At 68.5% G+C, this 12696-nt stretch carries 12 protein-coding genes, 1 rRNA gene and 1 pseudogene; 3 read left to right on the top strand and 11 right to left on the bottom strand.

From position 1 onward, the window contains the following. Nucleotides 1-38: 38 nt before the first annotated feature. The 3 genes from GLP40_RS31355 to steA all read right to left on the bottom strand — a co-directional run bounded on the left by GLP40_RS31355 (nucleotide 39) and on the right by steA (nucleotide 4036). Nucleotides 39-1766 carry a CTP synthase gene (locus tag GLP40_RS31355; RefSeq protein WP_328290878.1) on the bottom strand — a complete coding sequence of 576 codons (1728 nt, stop codon included), beginning with the start codon at nucleotides 1764-1766 and terminating at the stop codon, nucleotides 39-41. Nucleotides 1767-1896: 130 nt separating this feature from the next. After that, entirely contained in the window at nucleotides 1897-2817 is a 921-nt protein-coding gene (locus GLP40_RS31350; protein ID WP_154791636.1) for a copper transporter, read from the bottom strand. A gap of 7 nt (nucleotides 2818-2824) precedes the next feature. Then, a complete protein-coding gene (steA, locus tag GLP40_RS31345) occupies nucleotides 2825-4036 on the bottom strand; it encodes a putative cytokinetic ring protein SteA (RefSeq protein WP_154791635.1) in 1212 nt (403 codons plus the stop codon). Nucleotides 4037-4297: 261 nt separating this feature from the next. On the opposite strand from steA, the gene GLP40_RS31340 reads away from it, so the two are divergent. Beyond that, nucleotides 4298-4717: an SRPBCC family protein gene (locus tag GLP40_RS31340; protein WP_154791634.1), complete on the top strand. Its 420-nt coding sequence runs from the start codon at nucleotides 4298-4300 to the stop codon at nucleotides 4715-4717. 92 nt (nucleotides 4718-4809) lie between these two features. On the opposite strand, the gene recN is transcribed toward GLP40_RS31340, so the two are convergent. From recN to GLP40_RS31320, 4 genes are read right to left on the bottom strand one after another with little or no spacing between them, the layout of a single operon-like run. Beyond that, entirely contained in the window at nucleotides 4810-6591 is a 1782-nt protein-coding gene (gene recN, locus GLP40_RS31335; protein ID WP_328290877.1) for a DNA repair protein RecN, read from the bottom strand. Next, a complete protein-coding gene (locus tag GLP40_RS31330; RefSeq protein WP_328290876.1) occupies nucleotides 6569-7627 on the bottom strand; it encodes an NAD kinase in 1059 nt (352 codons plus the stop codon). Before GLP40_RS31330 ends, recN begins: the two co-directional genes overlap by 23 nt. Beyond that, on the bottom strand, nucleotides 7624-8490 hold the full coding sequence (locus GLP40_RS31325; protein ID WP_328290875.1) for a TlyA family RNA methyltransferase: 867 nt from the start codon (nucleotides 8488-8490) through the stop codon (nucleotides 7624-7626). Before GLP40_RS31325 ends, GLP40_RS31330 begins: the two co-directional genes overlap by 4 nt. Nucleotide 8491: 1 nt before the next feature. Continuing rightward, entirely contained in the window at nucleotides 8492-8782 is a 291-nt protein-coding gene (locus GLP40_RS31320) for a hypothetical protein (RefSeq protein ID WP_407671735.1), read from the bottom strand. A 244-nt stretch (nucleotides 8783-9026) separates the two neighbouring features. On the opposite strand from GLP40_RS31320, the gene GLP40_RS31315 reads away from it, so the two are divergent. Next, the gene (locus GLP40_RS31315) at nucleotides 9027-9272 is read left to right on the top strand and encodes a hypothetical protein (protein WP_154791633.1); all 246 of its coding nucleotides are present in this window, start codon (nucleotides 9027-9029) and stop codon (nucleotides 9270-9272) included. A gap of 145 nt (nucleotides 9273-9417) precedes the next feature. On the opposite strand, the gene GLP40_RS31310 is transcribed toward GLP40_RS31315, so the two are convergent. The 3 genes and pseudogenes from GLP40_RS31310 to GLP40_RS34645 form a co-directional block, all read right to left on the bottom strand. Further along, nucleotides 9418-10320, bottom strand: coding sequence for an HAD-IIA family hydrolase (locus tag GLP40_RS31310; RefSeq protein WP_154791632.1), 903 nt, complete (start codon nucleotides 10318-10320; stop codon nucleotides 9418-9420). A gap of 296 nt (nucleotides 10321-10616) precedes the next feature. Next, a pseudogene (locus tag GLP40_RS34255) lies at nucleotides 10617-11726 on the bottom strand (hypothetical protein); the annotation flags it as partial. Then, nucleotides 11723-11923, bottom strand: a complete 201-nt coding sequence (locus tag GLP40_RS34645) for a hypothetical protein (protein ID WP_154791631.1) — start codon at nucleotides 11921-11923, stop codon at nucleotides 11723-11725. The gene GLP40_RS34645 and the pseudogene GLP40_RS34255, both read right to left, overlap by 4 nt. On the opposite strand from GLP40_RS34645, the gene GLP40_RS34640 reads away from it, so the two are divergent. Then, a complete protein-coding gene (locus GLP40_RS34640; RefSeq protein ID WP_154791630.1) occupies nucleotides 11913-12386 on the top strand; it encodes a hypothetical protein in 474 nt (157 codons plus the stop codon). The genes GLP40_RS34645 and GLP40_RS34640 overlap by 11 nt on opposite strands. A 187-nt stretch (nucleotides 12387-12573) precedes the next feature. Here GLP40_RS34640 and rrf read toward each other — a convergent pair. Beyond that, nucleotides 12574-12690 (bottom strand): 5S ribosomal RNA (gene rrf, locus GLP40_RS31290). Nucleotides 12691-12696: the final 6 nt, after the last annotated feature.

The raw sequence follows: 12696 nt of genomic DNA, 5'->3' as shown, positions 1-12696 counted from the left end.
GCCGGTTCGCATTCGGAATCCCGCCTTGGGGCGAAGGATTACTTGGCGACCTTCTCGGCCTCGACGGCGGGAATCTCGTTCGGAATCTCCACCGGAAGACGTTCGGCGGCCTTGTAGTTCAGCGCCGCCGAGATCAGCGCCGCGAACAGCGGGTGCGGGCGCGTCGGGCGGGACTTGAGTTCCGGGTGCGCCTGGGTGGCGACCAGGAACGGGTGCTGATCCTGCGGGTACTCCACGAATTCGACCAGGTGGCCGTTCGGGGAGGTGCCGCTGAACTTCAGGCCGCTCTTGGCGATCTTGTCGCGGTAGGTGTTGTTGACCTCGTAGCGGTGGCGGTGCCGCTCGGAGACCTCGGTCTCGCCGTAGGCCTGCGCCACCAGCGAATCCTTCTGCAGCACAGCCGGATACGCGCCCAGGCGCATGGTGCCGCCCAGATCGGCCTCACCGGCCACGATCTGCTCCTGGTCGGCCATGGTCGAGATGACCGGGTACTTGGTGTCGGGCTCGAACTCCGCCGAGTTGGCGTCCTTCAGACCCACCGAGCGCGCCGCCTCGATGACCACGCACTGCAGGCCCAGGCACAGGCCCAGCAGCGGAATCTTGTGCTCGCGGGCGTAGCGGATCGCGCCCACCTTGCCCTCGATGCCGCGAATGCCGAAGCCGCCCGGGATCAGCACGGCGTCCACGTCGGCCAGGTGCGAGCGGGCGCCCGTTTCGGTCTCGCATTCGTCCGACTGCACCCAGCGGATGTTCACCTTGGCCCGCGAGGCGAAACCGCCCGCGCGCAGCGCCTCGGTGACCGACAGGTAGGCGTCGGGCAGGTCCACGTACTTGCCGACCAGCGCGACGGTGACCTCCTCGCGCGGATTGTGAACGCGGTCCAGCAGATCGCCCCAGACCGTCCAGTCCACGTCGCGGAAGGGCAGGCCGAGCTTGCGCACGACATAGGCGTCCAAGCCTTCCCGATGCAGCACTTTCGGAATGTCGTAGATGGACGGCGCGTCCGGCGTGGAGATGCAGGCGTCCACATCCACATCGCACATGAGCGCGATCTTGTTCTTCAGCGGCTGCGGCACCTCACGGTCGCAGCGCAGGATGAGCGCGTCGGGCTGAATTCCGATATTGCGCAGCGCCGCCACCGAGTGCTGGGTCGGCTTGGTCTTCAGCTCGCCCGAGGGACCCAGGTAAGGCACCAGCGTGACGTGCAGGAAGAAGCAATTCTCCCGACCCACCTCATGGCGGATCTGCCGCGCCGCCTCGAGGAACGGCTGGGACTCGATATCGCCGACGGTGCCGCCGATTTCGGTGATCACCACATCCGGCGCCTGCCCGTGCAGGTCCGGTCCGGTCATGGCCAGAATGCGGCTCTTGATCTCATCGGTGATGTGCGGGATCACCTGCACGGTGTCGCCGAGGTACTCGCCCCGGCGCTCCTTGGCGATCACCTTCGAGTACACCTGGCCGGTGGTGACATTGGCGTCCGCGGATAGATCGCGGTCCAGGAAGCGTTCGTAGTGGCCGACATCGAGGTCCGTCTCCGCGCCGTCCTCGGTCACGAACACCTCACCGTGCTGGAAGGGGTTCATGGTGCCGGGATCGACATTCAGGTACGGATCCAGCTTCTGCATCGTGACGCGGAGTCCGCGTGAAGTGAGCAGCTGACCGAGGCTGGAGGCGGTCAGACCCTTACCGAGTGAAGAGGCGACGCCACCGCTGACGAAGATGTGTTTCGTGGCCGCGCGCGCCGGAATCCGTGATTGACCCACGGGACTTCACGGTAACACGGATCGGGGATGCCGATCGAATACCACGCGCGATGGTTGCCCGCGATTGGCTCGATCCTGCGCGTCGCAGGCGACTTTTCCCGTGTCGAGGTCGATGCGGCCGGGGTTTTTCTCAGTGCGGCATGGCGGCGACTGTGAGCGATGTCGCCTTCGCGCCCGTGCCATAACGACCGGTACCACCGTTCAGCTGCTCGGTGAGCCCGAGCACAGTCGTGATCCGCCCGATCTCACGATCGACATTGTCGACGGTCGTCACCGCCGACAGCCCGCCCTCGGAGCGCGCCACCGCGATGGCTCCCGGCCCCTCGGCGGCGCCGTGACGGCCCGCCAGCAACACACCCGCGCTGTGCGAGCGCAGCCCGCCGGCGAACCGCGCGATGATCGTGCCGCGATTGTTCTCATCCGCGCGCGCGCCGTCCCCGGTGACCACCACGGCCAACTGGGCGGGCTGCACGTCCGCGAAGGTCAGGAAGCCGCCCCCGCGCAGCGTTTCGAGGGCCAGGCCGCGCTCCTGCGGGGTGCCGCGCGGCTGTCCGGTGGCCGGATCGTCGAGCAGCACCTGGCCGAGCAGATCCCCCGCGAGGCTGCCCTGGTCGACCGCGTCGACCTCGAGCTGGGCGCCCGCGGGGACCACGTTCAGCAGTGCGGTGCGTAGTCGATCACCCTCGGAGGAGTCGGCGAACGCGCCGGTCAGGCCGATCCGGCCGGTGACGGCGGCCCCGGCGGTAGTCAGCGCCGCGGTGACCGCGTCGACGTCGCCGCTGTCGGCGTCCGGAGTGGCGAAGACGAGAACCGACCGGTTGGCCAACGAGCCTGCCAGCAGTTTGCCGGCCGCGCCCGAGAGGAAGGCGTCGGCCGCCTTCACCTGTTCGTTCAAACGGCTGTTCCCGGCGCGCAGATCGTCCATCTGCTGCCGGTCGCCCGTGCCGGGAAACAACCCGTCGCCTTGCGTGCGGGTGCCCAGCACCACGCCGACCGCCAGGGCCAGGAATACCGCGGCGATCGAAATCGCGTGGTGGCGAGAGGAAATCATCAGTCCCTTACTTCTGCCGGTCCAATAGCCGCTCTGCCCAATGCGATCCGCGATGCCAGGTGCCGGCGGCCCAGGTCAGCGCCTCATCGCCCATGTGGGTGGCCAGCAGCGCGACCGCCAGGGCCACCAGCGCGGCGAGCACCACCAGCGCGACCGCCCACCCGGAGCCCCGATGGCTGTACAGCGACGCAACGGCTTTCGCATCCATGAGCTTGGTGCCCATTTTGAGGCGAGTCAGGAAGGTTGCCGGATGCGAATCACGCCGACCGCGGTCGAAGAAATCGTCCAGGGAGGCCGCCGCGCCGACGGTGACGATCAACGACGCACCATGATGATCGGCCAAGAGCAACGCCAGATCCGCGGGCGCACCCGAGGACGGGAAGGTGGTCGCGCCGATGCCCAGATCCTGGATACGGTCCAAACCCTTGGCGTGTCCGTCGGTGTCGGCGGGCAGGATGACCTCCGCGCCGGACTTGAGCGTGGTGGCGGTGATCTCCTCCGGATCGCCGACGATCAGGTCGGGCCGATACCCATGGCGAGTCAGGGTGTCCGCGCCGCGGCCGACGCCGATCAGGATCGGCGCGTACTCCTTGATGAACGGCTTGATGCGCTTGAGGTCGTCGATGTGTCCTGGGCCGTCGGCCACCACCACGACATGCCGCTTCTTCATGACGACTTCGACATCGGGCACGCCGATGCCATCGATGAGCAGGGAGGATTCGGTGCGGATGAACTCGATGGTGTTGCCGGAGAAAGCTTCCAGATGGTCGGCCAGCCCATTGCGCGCCTCGATCATGCGCTCGGCGATGGCGGCCTCGGTGAGCTCGATGCCCTCGACGAGGGCCTCGGGTTCCTTCTTGGACAGCTTGTCCACATAGACGACACCGCCCTCGACGCGAACCTTGGTGCCGTCCTTGATCTTCTTGAAGACGTCCGAGCTGACGGCGTCCACCAACTGGATGCCATTGGCCACCAGCACTTCCGGACCAAGGTTCGGATAGCGCCCGGAAATGGAGGGTGAGGCATTGATGACCACCGCGACCTGGGCCTCGACGAGCCGATCGGCGGTGAGCCGATCCAGGTCCATCTCATCGAGCACCACCACGTCGCCCGGCCCCACGCGCTGCAGCAAACGCCTGGTATTGCGGTCCACCCGGGCGATCCCGGTCAGACCCGGCAGCGTCTCAATATTCCGCGACAACAGGGCCATCATCTTCATAACGATCGATGATTACCGCAAAGTCTGAACCATGGATGTAGGCGCGCCGGACTTTTCCCGCCTCTCCGAGACTTCATCGGACGGCCAAGAGCCGCAACCGGTCCCCATATCTGCGCTTGGTCAGGCACCGAGCCAATCTCGAGCGAACCCAGTGAGTTGCCCCCGTCGGCACGAAATCAGTGGCTGCGGTCACCGACGCCCACCGCGGGTGCGGTCCGATCGGCCTTCCTTCCTACTGGACGGTAAGGATATGCTCCGGGCATGGCCAGCACCACAGTCGATACTGTTCTCCCCGCCCCGCGTGAGGTCGTCTACAAGCTCTTCACCGAGCGCGACAGCCTCAATCCTTTTCTGCCCATTCAGATTTCGCTGAAGAAGCCGGGTATCGGCAGCCCGTCCGGCGTCGGCGCGCAGTATCACCTGGGTATCGCCGGCGTCGGCCTGACCGAAGAGACCACCGAGCTCGTCCCCAACGAGCGCATGGTCTACCGCGTCATCGCGGGCGCCCCGGTCAAGCGCCACGTCGGCACCATCAATTTCTCCGACGCGCCCGGCGGCACCCGGGTCGTCTACACCATGGAGTCCGAGCCGAGCCTTCCCCTGCCCGCGCAGATCCTCGAGCCGGGCCTGCGCGCCCTGACCAACGTCCTCATCGGCAGCGTGCGCAAGGCGATCAAGTAGGACCGGCCGCCGCGCATCTTCGACTCGGCGCGACGAGACAGCGAACCGGCCGGGCCCCGAAGGGCCCGGCCGGTTCGCTGTCTCGGTACTCGCTATTCGCCGGAGGCGGCAGCGCCGACCTTTTCGGCGTGAGCGGTGGTGAGCAGTTCCCAGGCGTGGGCGCGGCCGGTTTCGGTGTCACCGAGACCGGCGAGCATGCGGGCCAGTTCGACGACGCGCTCGTCCTGGGTGAGGGCCCGGACGCCCGATTTCACGCCCTTGCCATCGTCGACCTTGTCGACCACCAGGTGGGTGTCGGCGAAGGCCGCCACCTGCGGTAGGTGGGTCACCACGATGACCTGATGGGTCCGGGCCAAACGAGCCAGGCGGCGGCCGATCTCGACCGCGGCACGGCCGCCGACACCGGCGTCGACCTCGTCGAAGACCATGGTGGTGCCGTGCTCGGAACTGGCCAGCACGACTTCCAGCGCGAGCATGATGCGCGAGAGCTCACCGCCGGAAGCACTGCGGCTCAAGGGCAGTGGATGCGCGCCGGAATGCGCGGCCAAGCGGAATTCCACCTCGTCCACACCGGTGGAGCCGGCGTGCAGTTCCTTGCCGTCGATGACCAGCGGGGCCGAGTCCCCCACGCCCGCGAGGACGGGTCCGACCCCGACCTCGAGCCGGGCACGACCCATCGCGAGACCGCCCAGTTCGGTGCTCACGGCGGAGGCCAGCTTCCCGGCCGCCTTGCTGCGGGCCGCGGTCAGCTTGCGCGCGGTTTCGCGCACCTTCTCGGCCGCGGTCTCCACCTCGGCGGCCAGCGCCGCGAGCGCCTCCTCGGACACATCCAGCGAGGCCAGGCGCGTGCGCGCCTCGTCGGCCCACTTGATGACCCCGTCGATATCCGGCGCGTACTTGCGGGTCAGCGTCTTCAGCTCGGCCTGACGGGTCAGCATGGACTCCAACGCGCCCGGATCCGACGGCAGGTCCGACAGGTAGGAGCTGAGCTCGGTGGTCAGGTCTACGACCACCGAAATCGCCTCGCCCAGACGGGGAGCCAGCGCGGTCAGGATCGGATCGTCGGAGGATTCGATGCGGGCGCGAGCGGCGCCCAGCAGATCCAGCGCGCCGGCCTCCTCGCCCGGTGAGTCGGACGGACCGGCCAGCGCGTCGTGCGCGGTGGAGGCGGCCTCGCGCAGCGAATCCAGATCCGAGAGCCGGCGCACCTCGGCCATGAGATGGCCGTCCTCACCGGGTTCCGGTGCGATGGCATCGATTTCGGCCAGCGACTGCGTCAGATGATCGGCTTCCAGCGCCAGTTCCCGGCTACGCGCGGTTCGCTCGAGCAGCTGATTGCGCTTGTCCAACCAGGCCTTTCGAGCCTTCTGATACTTGGCCAGCAGCGGTGCGACCGCGTCGGAGGCGAACTGATCCAGCGCGTGCAGCTGTTGGTCGGGCCGCTGCAACCGGAGCTGGTCGTTCTGTCCGTGCACGGTGAGGAGCGGAGTGGTGAAGTCCGCGAGCACCGCGGCGGGCACGCTGCGACCGCCCAGGTGGGCGCGGGAGCGGCCGTCGCTGCCGACGGTGCGAACCGCGATGATGCTGCCGTCGTCATCACGTTCGGCGCCGGTGGATTCCAACACCTCCTCCACCTCGGCGAGGGCGCCGTCGTGTACCTCGTCGACGGTGAAACGGCCCTCCACCACCGCTCGCGAGGCCCCCAGACGCACCCGGCCCGCGTCGGCGCGGGCGCCGCTGAGCAAGTGCAGGCTCGTCACCACCATCGTCTTGCCCGCACCGGTCTCACCGGTCAAAACGGTCAAACCCTCGTGGAATTGTGCGGTGGCGGTGGAAATTACGCCCAGCCCGTCAATCCTGATCTCTGTCAGCACTCGTGCTCTCCGTTCGGCGGTCTTCGATCTCGCCTGCGCTCGGGCGCTCCGTAGTTACGCGAGCAAGCGTGGAGTGGCGGAGCGACGCCTCCGCGTCCGACCGCGCAGACGGGCGGCCTCGCCAGCCTGTCACGGGCAACTGGAATTTGCGCACCATCCGGTCGGCGAACGGCGCGGAATCGAGCCGAACCCACCGCACCGGTTCGGTCCCGCGGACCGCTTCGACCCGGCCGCCCCGCGGCAATGCGAGGGTGCGTCGGCCGTCGAGGAAAACTATCGCATCATGACCCGTCGCAACGGTTTCCACCGCGATCCGCGACTCCGGGCTGGTCACCAGGGGCCGCGCGAACAGGGCATGGGCATTGGACGGAATGACCAGCAGCGCTTCGAGTTCCGGCCACACCACCGGCCCACCCGCCGAGAAGGCATAAGCGGTGGACCCGGTCGGCGTGGCGATCAGCACACCGTCGCAGCCGAAGGCCGATACCGGCCGGCCGTCCACTTCGAGGACCACCTCCAGCACGCCCATGCGCGCCGCGTTCTCGATGCTGGCCTCGTTCAAAGCCCAGCCGCGCTCCACCACCACATCGTCGACGCGCACGGTGACATCGATGGTCATCCGCTCCTCGACGGTGTAATCGCGGCGCACCACCTGAGACAGCGCCTCGTCCAGATTCTCGGCCTCGGCCTCGGTGAGAAAACCGATGCGGCCCAGATTGATTCCGAGCACCGGCACCGAGGCACTGCGGGCGAGTTCCGCCGCGCGCAGGAAAGTGCCGTCGCCGCCGAGGGCCAGCACCATCTCGGCACCGACCGCGGCGTCCAGGTTGTGTTCCATCACCCGCGCCGGGTAGCCGTCGGTATGGCCCTCGTCGTCGACATCGAAGCGAGTGCTGTACGCCTCGTCCTCGAGGACTCGCAGCCCGATCCCGGCGCCGCACAGGATCTTCGCCACGCGGTGCGCGGTATCGGTGATCTCCGGCCGTCCGGGATGCGCGACCAGCAGAATTTCTCTGGCCGGGCTAGCCGCGTTCACTGTGGACCCTCCTGCACCGCACGCTCGATCAGCGCCGCCACACGCGCCGCCTCGTCAGCATCGTATGCGCCCCCACCGACGTCCGCGCCGTCGCCGGTGTCCACTGGCTCGGACTCCTTGCGCAACCAGAGGAAATACTCGACATTCCCGGACGGACCGGGCAGCGGGCTGGCGGTCACGCCATGGGTGCGCAGGCCGAGTTTCGCTGCCGCGGCGGCCACTTCGCGCACCACCTCGGCACGCAGGGCCGGATCACGCACCACGCCACCGGATCCCACGCGGTCCTTGCCCACCTCGAACTGCGGTTTCACCATGGGAAGCAGATCCGCGCCCGGCGCGCAGCAGGCGGCCAGCGCGGGCAGCACCAGGCCGAGGGAGATGAAGGACAGGTCGGCGACGACCAATTCGACCGTGCCGCCGATGAGTTCGGGCGTCAACTGTCGCACATTGGTGCGGTCGTGCACGTGGACGCGGTCATCGTTCTGCAGCCGCCAGATGAGCTGCCCGTACCCGACATCGGCGGCCACCACCTCCTTCGCGCCACGCGAGAGCAGCACATCGGTGAAGCCGCCGGTGGACGCGCCCGCGTCCAGGCAGCGCTTGCCCTCCACCGACACGCCCTGCGGTTCGAACGCCTCCAGCGCGCCCAGCAGTTTGTGCGCGCCGCGCGAGGCCCACTGCACCTCGTCGGGCTCGTCGCGCACCAGCAATGGGGTGCCGGCCTCGACTCCGGTCGCCGGTTTGGTGGCAACCGATCCATTGATCAGGACGCGGCCCGCAGTGATCAGCTCGACCGCGTGCTCCCGCGACCGCGCCAATCCGCGGCGAACCAGTTCCGCGTCCACCCGCGCGCGTCTGGCCACTTCAGATCTTGTCCACCGTGGCCAGAGCCTGCACCAGCACCTCGTGCGCCTGCTCGAGAATCTTGGCCCGCCGCACGATATCGGTGCCCTCGGAGTTCATGCTCGGCGCACCCGGCCAGCCCGGATTGGGCGCTCCCGACGACAATTCGGCGAGCAGCGCGTCCACCTCCGCCTTGACCCGCTGGGGGTCGGCGAACTCCTGATTCGCGCCCGGCAGATGCTGCCCGGGCAACGGCGCCCCAGGACGGGGACCCGGCGCGGGGAACTGCGGGCGAGGCGTGGGCATAGTCATCGTGGCGACAACGCTACCCGAACTCGCATTCGAACACACGTACACCGCCGCATCCATCACGGCACGGACCGGCCGGGTCCGCGCGGCTCGGCCGGGGTCCCTGCGCACGATACGGAAAGGCCATTGCCGGCTGCTGACAACACGGGGCACATGGACGACGACTTCGAGAAACTGATCGTCGATCCGGACGAGTCGCCGCTCCCCCGATGCGGCCTTCGACCTCGTCACCAGCCGTCATCCCGCCATGGTGCGGTGGACCGAGATCACGCGGGTGCCGGAACCCGGCGGCAGCTACTTCGCGGAGCATGTCGGACCGACCAGCGTGCCCGATGTGTTCCTCGGGCCGCAGCCGGAGTCCCGCGCCGTACGCGATCCGCAAGCCGAGGCACCCGCCGCTGGACCGGAGACCATGCGGGCGCGGCCGGAACGGCTTCGGGCGGAATTCACCGACATCGCGGCCGTCGTCTACTTCCTGCGCAAGGTGATCTGACCGGTCCCGGGTTCACCGGCGGCGAATACCGGGACCCGCTCTACGACCTGCACCGGCAGATCACCAGCGACGGCCCCTTCGCCCCCACTCCGCTCGCACTCGTTCTAAAACCGGTGTGAGACTTGATACTCCGGCCGAGTAATGGCTATCGGACCGGAAGCGACGTGACGGCGATCGCACGGCCCGAGGCCGCACGCAGGCGGTCGGCGATCTCCTTGGCGATGTCTCCGCCGCCGGGCACGACCGGGTCGAGGTCGGCGACCGGATGGTTCAGGGCATCAAGGGATTCGGCGATATAGGTGGGCATGCGGTCGGCCGGCTGGTCGCGCAGATCTTCGAGGGTGCTCACACCGGTGAGCACCATGAGCGACTCGAGTCCCGCCGCGCCGGCACCATCGATATCCGTATCGAGGCGGTCGCCGACCACCAGCGCGTCGCGGGTTCCCGCGCGCTCGAGCGCGTCCTCCATCAGCGGCGCGTATGGTTTGCCCGCCACGATCGGCTCCAGGCCCGACGCCTGCCGCAGCGCCGCGACCATCGAGCCGTTGCCGGGGGCCAGGCCGCGCTCGGTGGGCAACGTGGCATCGGTGTTCGCGGCCACCCACAGCGCGCCCGAGCGCAGCGCGTAGGCGGCCTCGGCCAGATCCGCCCAGGCGGTGTGCATCGAATGGCCCTGCACCACCGCGCTCGGCACGACGCCATCGAACCGGCGGATCGCTTGCAGACCGACGTTCTCCACCTCGGCCACCAGGTCGTCGGTGCCGACGATGAGCACGGTGGAGCCGGGCGCGATCCGCTGCGCCAGCAGTCGCGCGGCCGCCTGCGCGCTGGTCACCACCTCGTCCTCATGGGCATCGAAGCCCAGGTCCCGCAGGTGCAATGCCACCGCGTCGGCCGAGCGGCTCGCGTTATTGGTGACATACATCAGGCGCTGCCCAGTGCGACCCGTCGAAAGTGCTTCCGACGCACCCGGAATCGGCTCATGGCCGCGGAACAGCGTCCCGTCCAGATCCAACAGCAATGCCTCGAACCGGTCCCGCAGTCGCATTACGGCGTCCCTCTCGTCACTCTTCACAGAAACAAAACGACCGTGCGGCTGCGCTATTGCGCGGCCGCACGGTCGAAATCATTTGCCGGTCCTCAGTTCTCGGTGCTGTCCGCGGACTTCTCGCCACTGCTTGCGGACCTTTCGGCACTGCCCGCGGGCTGCTCGGACGCCTCGGCGGCGGAATCATCCTCCGCCCCAGCGGAATCCGCCTCGTCCTCGTCCTCGTTGTCACCGTCATCGTCATCGTCATCGTCGTCGTCATCGAAAGCCGCGGTCCAGTCCACGCCGTCGTCACCTTCGCCGGAGAGTTCGGCGGCACGGTCCTCGGCATCGGTCTCACCGTCCAGGTCTGCGGAGGCGGCGTTCATGAACCAGGTCAGCGCGTCCTCCTCACGACCAGCGGCCAACAGGGCCTCCGCGTAAGCGTAGAACAAGCGCGCCGCGGCCGAACCGGTGCGCGCCGGGTCCAGCTCGGCGGTCTGCAAGGTGACCACGGCCTGGTCGTACTGGCCCAGATCCATTCGCGCGCCGGCGACCACGATGCGCAGCTCGCTGGCCTCGTCGCCCTGCAGGGCGCGGGCCTCGTCACTACGACCCAGCTCGATGGCGCGCTCGGGACGACCCAGACCGCGTTCGCAGTCCGCCATGACGGCCAGCAGACCCGCACCGCCCGACATGCGGCGCGCGGTGCGCAGCTCCGACAGCGCCTCGGCCCACTCACCCGCGTGATAGGCCGCGACACCGGCGGTCTCGCGCACCACCGCGATGCGCCCGGCGCGCTGCCGCGCCGCCCGCGCATGCGCCAGCGCCAGCTCGGGATCCTCGTCCAGCAGCTGCGCCACCATCACCAGGTGCCGGGCCACCGCCTCGGCATTGCCCTTGTCCAGGCTCAGCAGATCGCGCCGCACCGCCGGCTCGAGATCGGAGGCCTGCACCTCGTCCGGCAGGTTCGGCTCATCGGGACGACCCGAACGCCGCTCCCCCGGCCGGCCGCCGCTGACCCGTGCGCCCTCGCCGCCCCGGCGACGCTCCTGCCCGCCGTCGAACGACCGCTCGCCCGCACCGTTCCCGGCCTGCTCGAAATCCTTGTCCTCAGCGGAAATCTCCCGGCGCGCGTCCTCGGACCCGTTGCGCGCGAAACCCTTCCGCTCCTCGCGGTCACCACGGTCCCGGCCGAATCCGCGTCCGCCACCCCGATGCTCACCGCCCCGGTCGAAACCGCCCTCCCGGCGCCCACCGCCACGGTTGAAACCGCCTTCACGACGCTCACCGCGGTCGAAACCGCCCTCCCGACGGTCACCGCGGTCGAAACCGCCCTCCCGACGGTCACCGCCACGGTTGAAACCGCCTTCACGACGCTCACCGCGGTCGAAACCGCCCTCCCGACGGTCACCGCCACGGTTCAAGCCACCTTCACGACGCTCACCGCCACGGTTGAAGCCACCTTCACGGCGCTCACCGCCACGGTTGAAGCCACCTTCACGGCGCTCACCGCCACGGTTGAAGCCACCTTCACGACGCTCACCGCCACGGTTGAAACCGCCTTCACGACGCTGACCGCGATCGAAACCACCCTCACGACGCTCACCGCGTTGGAAGCCACCCTCACGACGCTCACCACCGCGATCGAAACCACCCTCACGGCGCTCACCGCGGTGGAAACCGCCCTCACGACGGTCACTACCACGGTTGACACCACCGTCGCGATCGGCACGATCGAAACCGCCCTCGCGGTTGTAGCCACCCCGGCTGCCGTCACGATCGAATCCACCGCGGCCGCTCTCGCCCCGATAGCCGCCGCGACCGCGGTCACCTTCGGAACGGTTCCAGCCGCCACGCTCGTTGTCGCGACCCCGATTGAACCCACCGCCCCCGCCGCGGGTGAAGCCGCCCTCACGGCCACCGTCGCGCTCGCGACGTGGTCCGCCGGACGACCGACTCTGGTCGCGGCGTTCGCCTTCGTCGCGCCGGTCGTAGCCGCTCTGTCCGGTTCCACCGGTGTTGCGGCGGAAGGGTTTGCGACCGTCGTTCTGCTCCGCCACGGTGATCCCTCTCTGTTCTTGTAGCCTGCGGTACCCGGCCACGGCGCTGGAGCGCGTGAGGAGGGTCGGTGGGCGATCCACACCTACCCAAATTCAATCACGCCCCGTAAGCGTCAACGTGTCGGCGTACCTTCCCGCCGTATTGCGCCCGGACCCTTGTGGGTAAAACGCGGAAAGGGGACCCGGTATGGGTCCCCTTTCGCGAAGGATGTTCCGGCGGTGTCCTACTCTCCCACACCCTGTCGAGTGCAGTACCATCGGCGCAGGTGGCCTTAGCTTCCGGGTTCGGAATGGGACCGGGCGTTTCCCCACCGCTATAGCCGCCGTAACTCTA

Source organism: Nocardia aurantiaca, from assembly GCF_009708175.1.
In the GTDB taxonomy this organism is placed as follows: domain Bacteria; phylum Actinomycetota; class Actinomycetes; order Mycobacteriales; family Mycobacteriaceae; genus Nocardia; species Nocardia aurantiaca.
This window is presented reverse-complemented; position numbering and strand designations above follow the sequence as displayed.